The organism is Streptomyces sp. NPDC102490, assembly GCF_044765285.1.
Taxonomy (GTDB): Bacteria; Actinomycetota; Actinomycetes; order Streptomycetales; family Streptomycetaceae; genus Streptomyces.
The window spans coordinates 238451-255661 of record NZ_JBIWJU010000009.1; the positions used below are offsets into that span (position 1 = coordinate 238451).

The 17211-nt window shown below is 71.7% G+C and carries 16 protein-coding genes and 2 pseudogenes; 10 read left to right on the forward strand and 8 right to left on the reverse strand.

Translation table 11 applies throughout. The features are described from left to right. Window positions 1-46: 46 nt before the first annotated feature. On the reverse strand, window positions 47-583 hold the full coding sequence (locus tag ACIRGB_RS22410; RefSeq protein WP_403867803.1) for a GNAT family N-acetyltransferase: 537 nt from the start codon (window positions 581-583) through the stop codon (window positions 47-49). Between the two features lie 108 nt (window positions 584-691). On the opposite strand from ACIRGB_RS22410, the pseudogene ACIRGB_RS22415 reads away from it, so the two are divergent. Continuing rightward, window positions 692-1333, forward strand: a pseudogene (locus ACIRGB_RS22415) (phosphatase PAP2 family protein); the annotation flags it as partial. Window positions 1334-1375: 42 nt separating this feature from the next. Here ACIRGB_RS22415 and ACIRGB_RS22420 read toward each other — a convergent pair. Beyond that, window positions 1376-2056 (reverse strand): response regulator, encoded by a 681-nt coding sequence (locus ACIRGB_RS22420; RefSeq protein WP_403867807.1) that lies wholly within the window; start codon window positions 2054-2056, stop codon window positions 1376-1378. Window positions 2057-2063: 7 nt separating this feature from the next. Then, entirely contained in the window at window positions 2064-3527 is a 1464-nt protein-coding gene (locus ACIRGB_RS22425) for a sensor histidine kinase (RefSeq protein ID WP_403867810.1), read from the reverse strand. A 160-nt stretch (window positions 3528-3687) separates the two neighbouring features. On the opposite strand from ACIRGB_RS22425, the gene ACIRGB_RS22430 reads away from it, so the two are divergent. Together ACIRGB_RS22430 and ACIRGB_RS22435 are read left to right on the forward strand one after the other, a co-directional pair. Next, the gene (locus ACIRGB_RS22430) at window positions 3688-4179 is read left to right on the forward strand and encodes a DUF2975 domain-containing protein (RefSeq protein WP_403867814.1); all 492 of its coding nucleotides are present in this window, start codon (window positions 3688-3690) and stop codon (window positions 4177-4179) included. Then, complete coding sequence (locus tag ACIRGB_RS22435; RefSeq protein ID WP_403867816.1) at window positions 4179-4436, forward strand: helix-turn-helix domain-containing protein; 258 nt, start codon at window positions 4179-4181, stop codon at window positions 4434-4436. The genes ACIRGB_RS22430 and ACIRGB_RS22435 overlap by 1 nt, the downstream gene beginning before the upstream one ends. 28 nt (window positions 4437-4464) lie before the next feature. Here the strand turns inward: ACIRGB_RS22435 and ACIRGB_RS22440 are convergent, their stop codons facing one another. Then, window positions 4465-5316: a helix-turn-helix transcriptional regulator gene (locus ACIRGB_RS22440; protein ID WP_403867819.1), complete on the reverse strand. Its 852-nt coding sequence runs from the start codon at window positions 5314-5316 to the stop codon at window positions 4465-4467. 246 nt (window positions 5317-5562) lie between these two features. On the opposite strand from ACIRGB_RS22440, the pseudogene ACIRGB_RS22445 reads away from it, so the two are divergent. Both ACIRGB_RS22445 and ACIRGB_RS22450 read left to right on the forward strand, forming a co-directional pair. Further along, a pseudogene (locus tag ACIRGB_RS22445) lies at window positions 5563-5775 on the forward strand (VOC family protein); the annotation flags it as partial. A 318-nt stretch (window positions 5776-6093) separates the two neighbouring features. Further along, window positions 6094-7605: a carotenoid oxygenase family protein gene (locus tag ACIRGB_RS22450; RefSeq protein ID WP_403867823.1), complete on the forward strand. Its 1512-nt coding sequence runs from the start codon at window positions 6094-6096 to the stop codon at window positions 7603-7605. A 48-nt stretch (window positions 7606-7653) separates the two neighbouring features. Here the strand turns inward: ACIRGB_RS22450 and ACIRGB_RS22455 are convergent, their stop codons facing one another. Further along, window positions 7654-8652, reverse strand: coding sequence for an aldo/keto reductase family protein (locus ACIRGB_RS22455; protein ID WP_403867826.1), 999 nt, complete (start codon window positions 8650-8652; stop codon window positions 7654-7656). 107 nt (window positions 8653-8759) lie between these two features. Here ACIRGB_RS22455 and ACIRGB_RS22460 point away from each other — a divergent pair, with 107 nt between their 5' ends. Beyond that, complete coding sequence (locus ACIRGB_RS22460) at window positions 8760-10214, forward strand: amidase (protein ID WP_403867829.1); 1455 nt, start codon at window positions 8760-8762, stop codon at window positions 10212-10214. An 88-nt stretch (window positions 10215-10302) separates the two neighbouring features. On the opposite strand, the gene ACIRGB_RS22465 is transcribed toward ACIRGB_RS22460, so the two are convergent. Further along, window positions 10303-10815: a DapH/DapD/GlmU-related protein gene (locus ACIRGB_RS22465; RefSeq protein WP_403867831.1), complete on the reverse strand. Its 513-nt coding sequence runs from the start codon at window positions 10813-10815 to the stop codon at window positions 10303-10305. A 123-nt stretch (window positions 10816-10938) separates the two neighbouring features. Between ACIRGB_RS22465 and ACIRGB_RS22470 the strand changes: the two genes are divergently transcribed. Together ACIRGB_RS22470 and ACIRGB_RS22475 are read left to right on the forward strand one after the other, a co-directional pair. Further along, entirely contained in the window at window positions 10939-11976 is a 1038-nt protein-coding gene (locus ACIRGB_RS22470) for a LysR family transcriptional regulator (RefSeq protein WP_403867834.1), read from the forward strand. Between the two features lie 53 nt (window positions 11977-12029). Beyond that, complete coding sequence (locus tag ACIRGB_RS22475) at window positions 12030-12803, forward strand: glycosyltransferase family 2 protein (protein ID WP_403867837.1); 774 nt, start codon at window positions 12030-12032, stop codon at window positions 12801-12803. A gap of 24 nt (window positions 12804-12827) precedes the next feature. On the opposite strand, the gene ACIRGB_RS22480 is transcribed toward ACIRGB_RS22475, so the two are convergent. After that, complete coding sequence (locus tag ACIRGB_RS22480) at window positions 12828-13433, reverse strand: dihydrofolate reductase family protein (protein ID WP_403867839.1); 606 nt, start codon at window positions 13431-13433, stop codon at window positions 12828-12830. A gap of 343 nt (window positions 13434-13776) precedes the next feature. Between ACIRGB_RS22480 and ACIRGB_RS22485 the strand changes: the two genes are divergently transcribed. Both ACIRGB_RS22485 and ACIRGB_RS22490 read left to right on the forward strand, forming a co-directional pair. Continuing rightward, window positions 13777-14955: a Cmx/CmrA family chloramphenicol efflux MFS transporter gene (locus ACIRGB_RS22485; protein ID WP_403867842.1), complete on the forward strand. Its 1179-nt coding sequence runs from the start codon at window positions 13777-13779 to the stop codon at window positions 14953-14955. Window positions 14956-15050: 95 nt separating this feature from the next. Next, window positions 15051-15554: a MarR family winged helix-turn-helix transcriptional regulator gene (locus ACIRGB_RS22490; protein ID WP_403867845.1), complete on the forward strand. Its 504-nt coding sequence runs from the start codon at window positions 15051-15053 to the stop codon at window positions 15552-15554. Window positions 15555-15567: 13 nt separating this feature from the next. Here the strand turns inward: ACIRGB_RS22490 and ACIRGB_RS22495 are convergent, their stop codons facing one another. Beyond that, window positions 15568-17118, reverse strand: a complete 1551-nt coding sequence (locus ACIRGB_RS22495) for a glycoside hydrolase family 32 protein (RefSeq protein ID WP_403867848.1) — start codon at window positions 17116-17118, stop codon at window positions 15568-15570. Window positions 17119-17211: the final 93 nt, after the last annotated feature.

A 17211-nucleotide genomic window follows, 5' to 3' on the forward strand; every position in this document is an offset into this window, starting at 1 on the left:
AGCCTGTTCACGGCCTCGCCGCACTCTCCCGCCTCGCTGTCGACGGTCAGGACGGCGTGGACGGGGGCCGCCGGCCGAGCCACTGCTCGGCGTCCCAGGCCCGGAACCGCTCCACCTCGGTGAACCCCAGCTTCGCCGCGAGGCGCATCGAGCCGGAGTTGGCGGTCTGGGTGGCGAGCATCACCGGCTCGCCGGGGAGGGCGCCGTCGAGCCAGTCGAGTGCCGCCGCGCACGCCTCGGCGGCGTACCCGTGTCCCCACGCCCGCGGCAGGAACAGATAGCCGAGATCGAGTTTCCCCGCGGCGGCCGGACGAAGATGCTCCGTCGCCCGCCTGAGCAGGATCTGACCGATCATCACCCCGTCCAGAGCGACGACGAAACTCCCCGGCCACCGCTCGGGCACCACGGGCAGGTCGCGCTCGAGTTCGTCCCGGGGCCGGGGGCCGCCGAGATAGGTGTGCACCTCCGGCGACGCCAGCAGCTCGACGAACGCCGCACGGTCCCGGGCCTCGGGCTCACGGAGCACGAGCCTCTCCGTCCTGATCGGCGCGGGCGGCCAGGCGACGGGTCCCAGGGCTGACATGCGCGAAGGCTAACAGCCCCGGAGCCGTGTCAACCCTGACGATCGTCAGAGGCGGGTGTTGCCGTTCGGCGCGGGTTTCCGGTCGTACGCGCTCCTACGTTCGGGCTCATGGAACGAGAACAGCGAAGGAAGGTCCGGGCCGCCGGTCGGGCGCTCGGTGTGCCCGCCGCCCTGGGAGCGGGAGCGGGGGTGGTGGCGTGGCTGTCACCCGGCGGGCTGGGTAGGGCCGGCGCCGTCGAGGTGACCGGTGGTGCTTCGGCGTCCGCGTACCGGTCGGTGACGGGGGCGTTGGCGGACGCGCCGTCGTGGACGGGGTCCGCCCTGGAGGCGGCCACCGAGGCCACGTTGGTGATCCTCGGAGTGCTGCTGCTCCTGGTGTGGTGGACGGCGGTGCGCCGCAAGGACGCACGAGTGGTCGCCGGGACGGTACTGACCGGCCTGGGCACCGTCGCGGCCTACGCGGTGAGTGAAGCGCTGAAGCTCGTGGTGGACGAGGAGCGTCCGTGCCGTGCGCTCGGCGCGGGGGCCGAGACGGTCGCGGAGTGCCCGGGGCTGGGGGACTGGTCGTTCCCGAGCAACCACGCCACCCTCGCCGCGGGGCTGGCCGTCGGTCTCGCCGTGCTGCGCCCCCGGCTTGGCGTGATCACGCTGCCGCTGGCCGGGGCGGCCGCGCTGCTGCGCGTGCTGGTGGGCGTGCACTATCCGCACGATGTGCTCGCCGGTGCGGTACTCGGCGGCGCCGTCGTGGCGGCGGTGCTCCTCGCGCTGCTGCCCCGTGCCGAGCGGACGGCCTCACGGCTGGGGAGGCTGCGGCGGAATGATCCCGGCCTCGTGGGCCACGACAGCGGCAGCGGCCCGGTTGCCGACGCCCAGCCTCGCCAGGACGGAACTCACGTGGGCCTTGACCGTCCCCTCCACCACATGGAGGCGCCGGGCGATCTGCCCGTTGGACAGGCCGCTGCCGAGCAGGGCCAGCACCTCTCCCTCCCGGGCGGTGAGCGCGGCGACCCGGCGGCGGGCCGCGGAACGCCGGCCGGCCAGCGTGCCGGCGCCCGTGGCGGCGAGGTGGGCGACGACCCGGGCCGCGATCTTCGGTGACAGGTAGGCGGCGCCCTCGGCCACCGCGCGGACCCCGGTGATCAGCTCCTCGGGCTCACCCGACTTGGTCAGGAAGCCCGCGGCGCCGCCGCCGAGCGCCTCGAGGATGTAGTCGTCCTCGCCGAAGGTCGTCAGCATGATGACGCCCGTACCCGGCACGGTAGCGCGGATCTCCGCGGCGGCGTCGATGCCGTTGACGCCCGGCATGCGGATGTCGAGTACGGCCACCGCGGGCCGATGGCGCCGGACCAGTTCCACGGCGGCGCGCCCGTCGGCGGCCTCGGCGACGACGTCGATGTCCGGATCGGTGGTGAGGACGGAACGCACCCCGGCGCGGATCATCGGCTCGTCGTCGGCGATCAGCACCCGGATCATCGCGTCCTCACGGGGTGACCGTGCCCAGGGACACCAGGGTGTCCTGCCGGAAGCAGAGCCGGTAGGCGTCGCCGGACCGGTCGTCGAACCGGTCGGCCGTCATCGCGTAGTACTCGCACGTCGTGCCGTCTCCCGTCGGCTCGTCGGTCAGTGGTCGGTGGTCGGTCTGCCGCTCCGGCAGAAGACGCCGTACCTCGGAACGAGGTTGCCCCACGTGCAGGCGGGCGTAGTCGCGGGGGTCCAGGACCGACCGCGACGCCGACAGCGTCTCCCAGACCACGAGCGCTCCGCTCAGCAGGGCTCCCGTCACGAGGGGCACCATGACCGCGGCGACCAGGGTCCGGCCGGCCCGGCGCCGGGCGCTGCGGTGCTCCTGCGGCAGGGGGTCACCGTGCGAACCCGGGGGAGCGGGCGGCGGCGCGGACGGCGGAGGCGAGGGTGCGCGCGGGATGCGCGCGACGACCGCGTACCCGCCGTCGCGCGGTCCGTGGTCGAACGAACCCCCGGTCAACCGCACCCGTTCCTCGAGGCCGATCAGGCCACGCCCACCGCCACCGGTCCGGGACCGCTCACCGGCGGCGGCCGACGGCGGGCCGTTCTCCACGACCACCTCGGTTTCCGTCGCCGCGTGGGTCACGCGGACGGTCGCCGTCGCGCCGGGCGCGTGTTTGACCACGTTGGTGAGGGCCTCCTGCACGACCCGGTGAGCCGCCCGCTCGGCCACGGACGGCAGGCCGTCCGGCTCGCCGTCGACCCGCAACTCCACCGTGAGCCCGGCCTCACGGGCCTCGCTGGTCAGTCGGGCGAGACCGGAGCCGTCGGCGTCGAGCGCGGTGGTGCCGGTCTCCTCCCGCAGCACCCCGATCACCTCGCCGAGGCGGTCCACCGCGGCCGCCGCCCGGGCGCGGATGTCCGCCGCCGCCTTCTGGTGGTGCTCCGCGAGGTCCGGCGCCAGCTTGAGGGCCCCGGCCGCCAGCGCGATCAGGCTGAGGTCGTGGCCGAGTACGTCGTGCATGTCCTGCGCGATGCGCGCCCGCTCGCGCGACCGGGCCTGGTCGGCGATCAGCCGCTGCTCGCGCCGCAGTTGATCGGCACGCTCCCACCCGGCCCGGACGAGCAGCCGGTACTGGCACCAGAACCGGCCCGCGAACCACGGCAGCATCGTGGCGGCGACCACCACGGTCACGAACCTGCCCGCCAGCGGGAGCCAGGCGGGAACCACGGACAGCGCCGTCACACCGGCGGCGAGGATCGCGACCAGGACCAGCGCCGTCGGAGCCGTCCGCCCGGGCCGCCGCCCCGCGAGGAACGCGGTGACGGCGGTCGGGACGGCCCACCACAGGTTCGTCGCGCTCAGACCGGCGGTCAGCGCGGTGGCCGCGGTGAGCAGGGTCCCGGGATCACGTGTCCACCGCGGGACGGCGGTTCCCCTCGTAGGTTCGTTACGGCCGTTGGCCGTTGTGCTCTCCACCGAGGTGACGGTACGGGCCACGGGCGTCAGCCGACCACTGCCGAAAGTCGCATCCGGGCGACCCCTGGGCGACCCGTGGGCGCCCCCCGAGGGGTATTGCCTTGACCTCACCTATCGAAAAACGATAGATTACCATCGTGGTTCGATCGAAGGAGTGGCGATGGGAAAACTGACCGTGCTCGCCCTGCGCGCCGTGCTCGTGGCACTGCTCGCCGGCTCGGTGTTCGTGCAGACGGTGATGGCGGTCCTGCAGGCGGTCGACGTCGAGGACAGCGCCCTCTCCGGCCGGCTCGTCCCGATCCTCACGATCGTGGTGCTCGGCGTGGTGGCGGCCCAGGTCGTGCTGGTCTGCGTGTGGCGGCTGGTGACGATGGTGCGGCGCGGCACCGTCTTCTCCCTCGCAGCGTTCCGGCACGTGCACCGGATCATCGGCGCGTTCCTGGCCGCCTCCCTGCTGGTGTTCGCACTCGGGGTCGTCCTGGCGCCGGGCGAGGCCGTCGCCCCGGGCATCGTGCTCCTGCTGGGCGGAGCCGGGCTGGCCGTCTTCGGCGTCGCGCTCGTCGTCCTGGTACTGCGGATGCTGCTCGCCCAGGCGGTCGCGCGGGACGTGGAGGCGTCGCGGATGCGGGCCGAGCTGTCCGAGGTGATCTGATGCCGATCGTCGTGGACATCGACGTGATGCTGGCCAGGCGGAAGATGTCCGTGGGCGAGCTCGCGGACCGGGTCGGCATCACCCCCGCCAACCTGGCCGTACTCAAGAACGGCCGCGCCAAGGCGGTGCGGTTCACCACGCTCGCGGCCCTGTGCGAGGTACTGGAATGCCAGCCGGGGGACCTGCTGCGCTGGGAGGGCGAAACACCGGCGGACGCCCTACCCTCCCGGACGGCGTCCGCCGGCCCCGGCTCCTAGCCTCCGCCCGCCTCGACGGCGGCGGGGCTCACTGCCCGGCGGAGTCGGGCGCGGTCCGCCGCCCGCCGGCGTGCAGGGAGCCGAGGAGGGTCAGGGCGTGGGCCGACGGGCTGCCCGGCTCGGCGTGGTAGATGACGAGTTGCTGCCCCGGCGCGTCGCGGACGTCGAAGGACTGGTACGTCAGGGAGAGGGCGCCGACGTCCGGGTGGAGGAGCTGTTTGGCGTCCCGGGTCTTGCCGCGCACGGAGTGCTCCGCCCACAGGCGCCGGAACACGGCACTGTGCTCGGTGAGCGTGTCCACGAGCTCGCCCAGCCGCGGGTGTTCGGGATCGAAGCCCGCTGCCTGGCGCAGGTTGGCGACGACGGCCTGCGCGGCCCGGTCCCAGTCCTGGTAGAACTGCCTGCCCGCCGGGTCGAGGAACGTCATGCGGGCCAGGTTGTCCGCGGGGCTGAAGGGGGCGTAGAGCGCGTCGGTCAGGGCGTTGGTGGCCAGCAGGTCGAGGGTGCGGCTCATGACGAAGGCGGGGGTGTGGGCGTAGCCGTCCATCAGCTGACGCAGCGCGGGACTGACCTGTTCGGTGACGTGCAGCGAGCCCCGGGCGGCCGGTGCCACCCCGGCCAGGCGGTGCAGGTGGAGGCGAGCGTCCGTGTCGAGGAGCAGCGCGCGCCCGAGCGCGTCGAGTACTTGCGGTGAGGGGTGCCGCTCGCGTCCCTGCTCCAGCCGCGTGTAGTAGTCGGCGTTGACCCCGGCCAGGACGGCGACCTCCTCGCGGCGCAGCCCGGCCACCCTGCGCACGCCGTGAGTCGGCATGCCGACGTCCTGCGGCCGCAGTCCGGAGCGGCGCGCGCGCAGGAATTCCCCGAGGTGGTTGTCGTCCATGCCCCCAAGGCTAGGCGGTGGTGCGGAGGTCTGCCCGGGTGTGTCACACCCAGGCAACGCACGCCCGGGACGAATCGCCGCCCGCCTCGCTGCGCACCGGGACGATTGCCGTGGGGATGCTCCTCCTCGCGCACCCTTCTCGCGCACCCTCCTCAGCCGACCCGGACGCTAGCGCCCGGCGCCAGCCGGTGGTAGCGGGCCGGAACCCCTGGACCCCGTTCGCCGAGGAAGCCCTCGACCATCGTCGTGCCGACGTCGTCCACTGACCCGCGGCGCCCGCACGCATCCGAACTGTCGTCCGACGGTGTCCAGTTGAACCACACCGCCGACTACGCACACGACCGGCACCTGTCCGCCGAGTTCCTTGCCGCAGTCCTGGGACTGAAGATCGGGGCCCCCTTCGGACCGTTCCTGCCCCTCGACCTCGGCAACGGCGTGACGCTCGACTTCTTTCCTCGTGACTGTCCGTCACGATGAGACGCTCTTTTCGCTCCGCTGCCCGGGACGAGCGGATCCCGTCCCGGCCGAGCGCGGTTGCACACCCGTCATGCCCTGACGATACGTACCGGGCGTCCGGCCGCATGAACTCGCGACGGACGACGCACGACGGACGATGTCGAAGGCTCAACACGCCATGTCGGCCGAGGGGTGGTGCCGGCACCCCTCCTGATTCGGGGCCTGGGTCACCTGCTTCGCCGGCGATGGCGGAGGAGGGTTGTTCCCGTCACCACGCATCCGGTCACAGCCGGACACCGACCTAGGAAACGGGGAAGCAGCATGACCAGTCACACGCGGCGGAACGTCCTCAGGGGTGCCGCGGTGGCGGCAGCGGGCAGTGTGGTGGGGAGCGGCCTCGGGCCCGGCTTCTTCACCGCCGCGGCACAGGCGGCTCCCGAAGCCGCGACGCACGGCGGGGCCGGGACCACCCCGTTCCTGGAGGGGGCCTTCGCACCGGTCACCGAGGAGCTGACCGCCTTCGGCCTGCACGTCATCGGCCGCATCCCGCGCGACCTGGACGGCCGCTACCTGCGCAACGGCCCGAACGCGCTCGGCGTCGAGGACGTCCGCGCACACCACTGGATGATCGGTGACGGGATGGTGCACGGGGTCCGGCTGCGCGGCGGGCGCGCGGAGTGGTACCGCAACCGCTGGGTGCGGTCCTCACAGGTGACGGCGAAGCTGGGGGAGACCTACCCGGGCCAGGTACCGCCGGACGACTTCGCGTGCAACACGCACGTGATCCCGTACAAGGGCCGCATCCTGGCGATGCAGGAAGGCGGGCCACTGCCGTACGAGCTGGACGGCGAACTCGGCACCGTGCGCCCGTACGACTTCCGCTCCACGCTCGACGGCCCCCTTGCCGCGCACACCAAGTACGACGCGGCGGCCGACGAACTGCACGCGATCGCGTACTACCCCACCTGGGACCATGTGCGGCACATCATGATCGACCGGACCGGCAGGGCGAGGCCGGCCACGCGGATCCCCGTCGCGGACGCGCCGATGATGCACGACTTCGCGCTCACCGAGAAGTACGTCGTGATCGTGGACGTTCCCATTACCTTCGACGGTGCCGCGGCGGAGGCCGGCGCGATCGTGCCGTATGTGTGGAACGACAGGCATCCCATGCGCATCGGGCTGCTGCCGCGCGCCGGTGGCACCACGCGCTGGTTCGAGATCGACCCGGTGTACTACTCGCACACCCTCAACGCCTACGACCACGGTGACACGGTCGTGTTGGAGTACATCGGTTTCCCCGCGCCGTTCTACGCCGCCGGGCGCGGCAGGGGCGGTCCCTCCGCGACCGGGTCCCCCACACTCGACCGGTGGACCATCGACCTGCGCGCCGACCGGGTCCGCGGCACTCGGCTGGACGACCGTCCGCAGGAATTCCCCCGCATCAACGAGTCCCTGGTCGCGCGACGCCACCGCTATGCCTACACGGCGAGCGCGGCCGAGATGTGGCGGGCATACGACGCCGTCGACGGGGCGTGCCCGGACGAGAAGCTGGGCAACCACCTCGTGAAGCACGACATGCTGCGGGGCCGCAGGCAGGTCCACCGGTTCCCCAGGGGCGCGGCGGTCAGCGAGCCGGTCTTCGTCCCGCGGCGCGGCGCGCGCGACGAGGACGACGGCTATGTCCTGTCGTACGTGAACGACCCCGACCGCGGCGCGACCGACCTGGTGATCCTCTCCGCGCAGGACTTCGACGGTCACCCGCTGGCCCGCATCCAACTGCCCGGCCGGGTACCGCTGGGATTCCACGGCAGCTGGGTCGCGGACGCCTGAGCCCCGCGTAACGCCCACCCCTCCGGCATGGGCGCGTCGAGGGTGGCTTCAGCGGTGCCTGATGCCGGTCCTGGCGCCGGGGGCGAGGGTGGGCTCGGTGACGGGGGCGTCGCCGAGCGCCCGGTCGACGGCGGCCAGCAGATCGTCGGACAGCTCGACGCCGGAAGCGGCGGCGTTGGCGTGGACCTGCTCGGGGCGAGAGGCGCCCGTGATGGCGGAGGCGACCTCGCCGCGGCGCAGGACCCAGGCGAGCGCCAGGGTGGGCATGCTCATCCCGGCCTGCTCGGCGATCGGAACGAGGCGCTGGACCGCTTCGAGGGTGGCCTCGCTGTAGACCAGGTCCTTGGACACGGCCATGTCGGCGGAGGCGAAACGGCTCCCCTCCGGCACCGGCTGTCCGGGCTTGTACTTGCCGGTGAGCACGCCCTGGGCGAGCGGGGACCAGACGATCTGGGAGATGCCGTTCGCGGCGCACAGGCCGAAGACCTCGGCCTCGGGGGCCTGCCACAGCATGGAGTACTGCGGCTGGGAGGAGACGAACAGGTCGGGTCCGGCGATGTCGACCGCGGCCCGGATCTGCTCCGGGGTCCACTCGCTGAACCCGATATAGCGGGCCTTCCCCTGGTCGACGACCTTCTGGAACGCCTCGACGATGTCCTCGACCGGCACCGACGGGTCGAAGCGGTGCGCCTGGTACAGATCGACGTGGTCGGTGTTCAGACGGGTGAGGGAGGCATCGATCTGCTGGGAGATCTGCGCAGGGGACAGGCCCTGGTCGGCCGGGTCGTCCGACATCGGGAAGTACACCTTGGTGGCCAGGACGTAGGAGTCGCGGGGGTGGGCCGAGAGGATCTCGCCCCAGGCCGTCTCGGCGGCGCCCTGTCCGTAGACGTTGGCGGTGTCGAAGAAGGTGATGCCCGCCTCGAACGCCGCCTCGGTGCAGGCACGGGTCCGGTCGGCCTCGATGCCGCCGGAGTAGGTGAGCCAGGACCCCAGGGAGATCTCCGAAACCTCCAGGTCCGAGCTGCCGAGCTTGCGGTAGCGCATGGTCGCTCCTTGCGTCAGTGGGTCACGTGATCAGTATGGGGACGTCTGCTCCGTTGCGCGAAGCGGAGTTTCGTGGCTTCTCCGGGAGGCCGTTACGGTCCCGGTTCATGGACTGGAAACTCTCGACGGCCCACGAAATCGCCGCTGCCCTGCGTGCCGGTGAAGTGACCTCGGCGGAACTGACCGACGAGGCCATCACCCGTATCGAGCAGGAAGACAAGGAGATCAACGCGATCTGTGTGCCGGACTTCGACCGTGCCCGGGCCGCCGCGCGCGGCGCCGACCAGGCGCGCGCCCGCGGTGAGGACCGGCCGCTGCTCGGCATCCCGGTGACGGTCAAGGAGTCCTACGACGTCGCCGGGCTGCCCACCACCTGGGGCATGCCGCAGTACCGGAACCACATGCCCGCCGAGGACGCGGTGCAGGTGTCACGGCTGAAGGCCGCGGGCGCGGTGGTGCTCGGCAAGACCAATGTGCCGTTCGGGCTCCAGGATGTGCAGACCTTCAACGAGATCTACGGCACCACCAACAACCCGTGGGACCACCGTCGCACCTCGGGCGGGTCCTCCGGTGGATCAGCGGCCGCCCTGGCGTCCGGATTCGGCGCGCTGTCCATCGGCTCCGACCTCGCCGGTTCGTTGCGTACCCCCGCGCATTTCTGCGGTGTCTACGCGCACAAGCCGACGCTCGGACTGGCGGCGATGCGCGGAATGGTCCCGCCGCCCACGCAGGCACTGCCGGTCGAACCGGACCTCGCCGTCGTCGGTCCGATGGCACGTAGTGCCCGCGACCTCACGCTCCTGCTCGACGTCATGGCGGGACCGGACCCGCTGACGCTCGGCGTGGCGTACGACGTGACGCTGCCGCCCGCGCGCCACGAGCGGCTCGGCGATTTCCGGGTCCTGGTCCTCGACGAGCATCCGTTCCTTCCGACCGGGTCCGCTGTACGGGCGGGCGTCAACAGGGTGGCCGACGCGCTTGCCGACGGCGGCGCCCGCGTCGAGCGGCACAGTCCGCTGCTGCCCGATCCGGCCGAAGCCGCGCTGATCTACACGCAGTTGCTGTTCTCGGGTTCCGTCGCACGGTTTCCCGTCGAGGCGTACGAGGAACTGCGGACCCGTGCCGCCCGGTTGAGCGCGGACGACCGGAGTCTCGACGCCGCACGGCTGCGCGGCATGGTGTTCAGCCACCGTGACTGGATCGAGGCGAACACCCGTCGCGAACTCCACCGCCACGGGTGGCGGCAGTTCTTCGCCGAGTTCGACGCCGTGGTGTGTCCGATCACGCCCACTCCCGCGTTCCCGCACGACCACGGCCCCGATCCGAGGGAACGCCGGCTCGACATCGACGGCGTCGAGTACCCGTACTTCGATCAGCTCGTCTGGGCCGGTCTGGCCACCATGCCCGGCCTGCCCGCCACCGCCGTACCCGCCGGCCGGTCTCCCGAGGGCCTGCCGGTGGGCGTACAACTCATCGGGCCGATGTACGAGGACCGCACGCCGCTGCGACTGGCCGAACTGCTCGAACCGAGGATCGGCGGCTTCCAGGCGCCGCCGGACTAGGGAGTAGGGCGCCGCGCAGTCGGGGCCGGTACCCGGATCGCCTGTACCCGGGTCCGGCTCTCCACCGCGAGTGGGGCCGGGCAGGCCGTCACGGCCGACAGGGGATCTTCTTGATCACCGTCGCCGGTACCCCCGCGACGACGGTCAGGGCGGGGACATCACGGGTCACGACGGCCCCGGCGGCGACCACGGCGTCATCCCCGATGGTCACCCCTTGCAGGATCACGGCGGACGCCCCGATCCAGACGTTGCGTCCGATGCGGATCGGGGCCGAGGTGACCCCGGTGCGCCGCTGTGCCGGGTCCAGCGGGTGCCCGGAGGTGATCAGGCTGACGTTGGGGCCGAGCATCACGTCGTCGGCAATCTCGATGCCGCCGACGTCGTTGAAGCGGCAGCCCTGGTTCACGAAGACGTTGCGGCCCACCCGGATGTTCACACCGTGGTCGGTGAAGACGGGCGGGATCAGGTGGAAGGTCTCGTCCACCGGCTGCCCGGTGAGTTCGCTCCACCGCTCCAGAATCTCCGCCTGCTGGGCGTACGCGAGCGTGTTGATCTGCTCGGCCATGCCGATCGCCCGCTGCACCTTCTGCACAAAGTTCATGTCATCCTCTCCGCGACAACCGTCCCGTGACCACCGCGAGTGAACCAACGCCGCAACCTCCCGGGCAAACAACCTCAGGAGCATCGGCCACAACCTCCGGTTGTGTGTCGCTACGCTCTGGACATGGATGTCGAAGTGGTCCGGACCTTCGTGGCGGTAGCCGACGGCGGGCAGTTCCAGGCGGCGGCCGACGAGCTGGGCATCAGCCAGCAGGCGGTGTCCAAGCGCATCGCGGCCCTTGAGAGGTATCTCGAAGTCGCCCTCCTGGTGCGGACCTCGCGCGGGTCTCGGCTGAGCCTGGACGGCCAGGTCTTCCTGCCCCATGCCAGGAAGATCCTGACCGCCGTCGAACGGGCCGAGCACGCCGTGCAGCCGGGAAGCAGGCCCCTGCGGGTCGACGTCCTCAACCGGCGCATCGCCCCGGCCCAGGCCGTCTACCGCTTCTACCGCTCCCGCCCCGACACCGACCTCGACGTGGTCGCCCTGGGCCGGGAGAACGCGGCCCAGGCGGCCCAGGCCGTGCTGGAAGGAACGATCGACGCCACCTTCCGCGCGCTGCCGGCGGACCAGGTCCCCGCCGGCATCAGCGCCGAACGCATCCTGGACGCCCCTCTGCACCTCCTCGTCGGGCCCGCCCACCCGCTGGCGAACGCTCCCGCGATCAGGCCGGCCGACCTCGCGGCGCACCGCATCTGGGTTCCGGGCATCCGGCCCGGCACCGAGTGGTCGGCGTTCTACGACGCGCTGTCCGAGGAGTTCGGACTGAGCGTCGACGCCCTCGGCCCCAACTTCGGCGACGAGGCCCTCATGGACGCGCTGGCCGATTCGGCCTCGCTGGCCACCCTCGTCGGCGCCGGGGACCGGTACGTGTGGCCCCAGAGCCACGACCTGCGACGCGTCCCGCTGCGCGACCCGACCCCGGCCTACCCGCACACGCTGCTGCTCCGCACCGGAGACAGACACCCGGTGCTCACCGAACTGCGCCACTACCTGCGCACGACCGCACCCGATCCGTCCGGTGGGCTGTGGGTGCCCCCTTGGGCGTGCCGCCGACCCCAGGAGACGCCCAGGTCGAGTCCGGCCGACGTGCGTGGTGGCTGCCGGGACGAGTCCGGACGCCTCGGCAGGTCAGGGGAAGGAGGCGGGGCGGGAGCGCGATGAGCCGCTTGATACGGTGCAGATCCACGTCGTCAAGCTGGGTGAGGAGCACGACGGTGCCCCTGGTTTCCGTGGTGATGCCGGTACACAACTCGGCCGCCACTCTCGGTGCGTCGGTGCGCTCCGTCCTCGCGCAGACCCACACGGACGTCGAACTCCTGGTCACCGACGACGCGTCCACCGACGACTCCATGGACCTGCTGCGGGACTTGGCACGCCAGGACGAGCGGGTGCTCCCGCAGGCGGCACCCGAGCAGGGCGGCGCCGCCAGGGCCCGCAACCTCGCCCTGGCGCGGGCCCGGGGAGAGTACGTGGCGTTCCTGGACAGCGACGACATGTGGCTCCCCGAGAAGCTGGAGCGACAACTCGCCTTCGCCGCCGCAGGCGACGCTCCGCTGACCTTCACCTCCTACTACAAGGTCGCCGGCGACTTCACGGGCGAGGCCCGCGACTTCACGCCCAACGGGCGCGTGGTCGCGGCAAGGGAACGTGTGACCTACAAGGACATGCTGGTGCAGGACCACATCGGGGCCCTGACCGCCATGTACGACCGGACGGCGCTGGGCACGAGGCTGATGCCGGACATGCCGAAGCGGCAGGACTACGCGCTGTGGCTGTCGATCATGAGGGGCGGGCACGCCGCCCGGGGCCTGCAAGAACCGCTGGCGGTCTACCGGGCTGGCCGGGCGGGGTCGCTGTCCTCGAACAAGCTGGCGCTGGTGGAGCACAACTGGAGGCTGTACCGAGAGCACGAACACCTCTCCGTCCCGCGGTCCACGCTGGCGCTGTCCGGGGCCGTGTGGCACTCGCTGCGCAAGTCCCGGATCTGAGCCGGCCGACGGACCGGCCCCGGCCTAGTAACTGTCGTAGCTCGGCTCGCCGTTCGGCCGGTAGACGCCGACTACGGTGCCGCCCTTCGTCGTCGAGACGCTGACCGGCTCCAGCGCGGTGGGGACCGTGCCGTCGGCGAACAGCCGCTTGCCGGTGCCGATGATCACCGGGTGGATGGTCAGCCGGTACTCGTCGACGAGGCCGTGCCGCATGAGGGTCTGGGCGAGGTCGCCGCTGCCGACGACGCTGATCTTGCCGCCGTCGGTCGCCTTGAGCTTGCGCACGGCGTCGACGACGTCGCCCTCCAGCAGGGTGGAGTTCTGCCACTCGACGGACGTCAGGGTCCGGGACGCCACGTACTTGTCCATGCTGTTCATCCGGTGGGTGAACGGGTTGCCGGGATCGGCGGTCGGCCAGTACGACGCGAAGATCTCGTACGTCTTGCGGCCGAGCAGCATCGCGTCGGTGTCCTCGTACCAGCCGGCGATGGCGGTGCCGACCTCCTCGTCGTCCACCGGCTTCTGCCAGCCGCCGTGCCGGAAGCCGCTCTCGGCGTCCTCGTCCGGACCACCCGGCGCCTGCATGACGCCGTCCAGCGTCAGGAACGTGCAAACAATGACCTCGCGCATGGTGCGCTCCCTTCGTCTAACGGGGTAGACCAGGCAACGACCGGAAACTCATCGGCGGCACGTCCCCGCCGGGGATATCGGCCAGGACGACGCGCCTCGGCCGACCACGGTCATCCAGGCGAAACCGAGGTGCCTCGGCGGGTTCCGGTCGGGTAACGTGCCGGCCATGTCGAGTCCCGAGTCGGACGAGGTGGGGGCTTTCGGTCACGCCGTCAGCCCCTGAACCACTGAGCGAATGACCCTCTCGTCGCGCCGCGATCCGCGGTGGGACGAGCGCCCCCTGGGGGCTGACCGCGGTGACGAGAAGACTTCCCCGTGCCTCTCCTCACCTCGGAGCCACTCGATGCCTTTCCCGCTGTACCTGCTTGCCCTGGCGGTCTTCGCCATGGGCACCTCGGAGTTCATGCTCGCCGGTCTCCTGCCGGACATCGCCTCGGACCTGGACGTCACCGTCGGGGGAGCGGCCACGCTCACCTCGGCCTTCGCGGTCGGCATGGTCGTCGGCGCCCCCCTGGTGGCCGCGCTCGCCCGCACCTGGCCCAGGCGCTCCAGCCTGCTGGGGTTCATCCTCGCCTTCGCCGCAGCTCACGCCGTGGGCGCCGCCACCACCAGCTTCCCGGTCCTGTTCACGACCCGCATCGTCGCCGCGCTCGCGAACGCGGGGTTCCTCGCCGTCGCCCTGACGGCTGCCGCCGCTCTGGTCCCGCCCGACAAGAAGGGGCGTGCGCTGGCCGTGCTGCTCTCGGGCACGACGGTGGCCACGGTCGCCGGTGTCCCCGGCGGATCGGTACTCGGCGCGTTGCTCGGCTGGCGGGCCACCTTCTGGGCCGTAGCCGCCCTCTGCCTGCCCGCCGCCATCGGCGTTCTCGCCGGGCTCCCCGCCCACCGTGCGCAGAACGACACGGCTGACGGACCCGCCCTGCGAACGGAACTGGCCCAGCTCACCGGGCCGCGACTGCTCCTGGTGATGCTGCTCGGCGCGCTGGTCAACGCGGCGACGTTCGCGAGCTTCACCTTCCTCGCCCCCGTGGTGACCGGCACCGCAGGGCTGGGGGAGCTGTGGATCTCTGTCGTACTGGTCCTCTTCGGTGCGGGGTCCTTCGTCGGCGTCACCGTCGCCGGGCGGCTCTCCGACCGGCGCCCCGGGCTGGTCGTCGCGGTCGGCGGTCCGCTGCTGCTCCTCGGCTGGCCGGCCCTGGCCGTACTGGCCGACGAGCCGGTCCCCCTGTTCCTTCTCGTGTTCGTGCAGGGCGCGCTGTCGTTCGCGTTGGGCAGCACACTGATCACCCGGGTCCTCTACGAGGCCGCTGGAGCCCCCACCATGGCCGGCTCGTACGCGACCGCGGCCCTCAACACCGGCGCCGCCGTCGGCCCCCTCCTCGCCGCGACCACCCTCAGCACCGCGGCCGGGGACCGCGGACCGCTGTGGGCGAGCGGACTCATGGTCGCTGTCGCGCTGCTCATCGCCTTCCCCCTCCGCGCCGTGATCACGTCAGGCCGAAGCGCCGAAGTGCTTCAGTGACACGCAGGCGCGCAACCGCCTGTCGCGGCGCGCGACCAGCCGGGCCGGGGCGGCGGCCCGCCCACCCTTCGAATTCGAAACAGTAGACTCCGTCCATGTCCGATTCACCGCCCTCGCTCGACCCGGTGCAGCTCGGCGCCTACTTCGACCTCATCGAGGTGACGAGCCTGCTCCGGCATGCGGTCGAGCAGCAGCTGCGCGACACCGGCGACCTCAGCTATGTGCAGTTCCAGCTGCTGGCCCGCCTCGGAGACTCGCCGACGGGCAGCCACCGCATGACCGACCTGGCCGACGGCGTCGTCTACAGCCGCAGCGGCCTGACGTACCAGGTCGGTCTGCTCGAAAGGGGCGGCCTGGTCGTCCGCGCCCCCTCGCCGGACGACGAGCGGAGCATCACCGTCACCCTCACCGACACCGGGCGTGAGCTGCTGGCGAAGGTGCTGCCGGGCCATGTCGAGGTGGTCGGCGGCCTCCTGTTCGCACCGCTTTCGCGTGAGGACGTCCAGACCCTCGCCGGCCTGCTCGCGCCGGTCCGCGACCACATGCGCTCGACGCCGCCCCGCTCGGCCGCTCCCCGCCGCCGCACAGGGGGAGCGTGAACCGCGCAGCGCCTCACACGGTGAACTCTCTGATCACCACGTTCCGGAACACCGCCCTGCCGTCGATGGTGAACAGCGCGAGCCGGTCGTCGATGAGGTACGGGAACGCCTCCGAGGTATGCACGTAACGGCCGTCGTCCACGAACATCTCCACCGACGTGCGGTCCACCAGAACCCGCAACCGCACCCGCCGCGCCGACGGATCGAACGGGCTTTTGCTCTCCTGCCAGCGTCCCGAGGCGTCCGGGTTGACGGTGGGCCTCCGGTTGAGGAAGGCGTAGTCGCGGTACACCCCCGCGTCGACGTGGCGGCCGCCGTCGTTGGAGCGACGCAGCTGGAGACCCGCACCGGTGAGCTGGTCCCAGCCGATCTCGCAGCTCACCTCGTAGGCAGTGCCGCGGTAGTCGAGTAGACGCGTGCCCTCGACCGCGAGGTCGCCCAGTCGCACCGTGCGCGAGACATACCGGTCCAGGGCGGCGATCGGGCGGGAGGCGAGATAATAGGCGCCGGTGGGGGCGCGCTTGAGGGTCACCTCGCGGACGATGGAGTCGGTGCCGTTGAAGCCGTCGGTGTCGATGGTGGGCGTGATGTTGGCGTAGTCCCAGTTGTTCAGCCAGCCGATGGCATAGCGAGCACGCTCGTCCACGACGCCGCCGCTGTCCCGTTTCTCGAAGGTGACGGCGCCGTACCAGTCCCAGCCGTGGTCCAGCCACCGCGGGTCCGGCAGGTCGGGGGCGAAGGCGCTGCCGTCGAAGGCGCCAATCCAGTAGGCGTAGGTGTTGGGCAGCCCGGCGCCCTTGGCGTTGGCGCTCACGCCGAGCACCCACTTCACGGTGCCGTCCTCGGCGGTGATCCGGAACAGGTCGGGGCACTCCAGGACACCGATGCCGTCCTTGATGAACCCGCCGGCGTACGTCCACGCCTTGAGGTCGGCCGAGTGGTAGAAGCCCACCTTGTTGTTCTCGGCGAGCGCCATCACCCACCGGCCGCGCTCCTCGTCGCGGATCACCTTCGGGTCGCGGAAGTCACGGCCGCCCGGATTGGGCAGCACCGGGGCGGTGCCGTGAGGGCGGAAGGTGCGGCCGCCGTCGGTGGAGTAGTACAGGTACTGGGCCTGCGCACCGCCTGCCGGCTCCATGGTCGCGAGCACGATCACCGCGCCGGCACCGAAGCCCGCCGTGTTGCGCGTGTCCACCACCGCCGAGCCCGACCAGACGTCCCCGTTGGGCGTGGTGTCCTTCGGGACGGCGATGCCGCGGTCGGTGAAGCGGACCAGGTCGGTGCTGGTGACCAGGCGCCAGGCGGTGCCTGACGTGGTGCCGCCGGCGAAGTAGTCCGGGTTGTACAGGTAGTAGTAGTGGTACTCGCCGTCGATCCAGACCGGGCGCTGCGGGTCGTTCTTCCACTGGTCGGGGACCGTGACGTGGTACGCCGCCCGGTAGCGGGCGCAGGCCGGGGCGGCGGCCCGGGGTTCCGCGGCGGCGGAGCCCGCCATGGGCAGAAGTGCGGCGCCCGCACCGGCGGCGGACCCGGCGAAGAGCGCTCGTCTGGACAGTCCACGCATCACACATCGTTCCTCTCGGTCGAGCGAGCCCTGGAAGCCGGGGCTCCGAACGGCGGCTCTCGTGGAACCAGGACTGTAGACCTAACTCGTTAA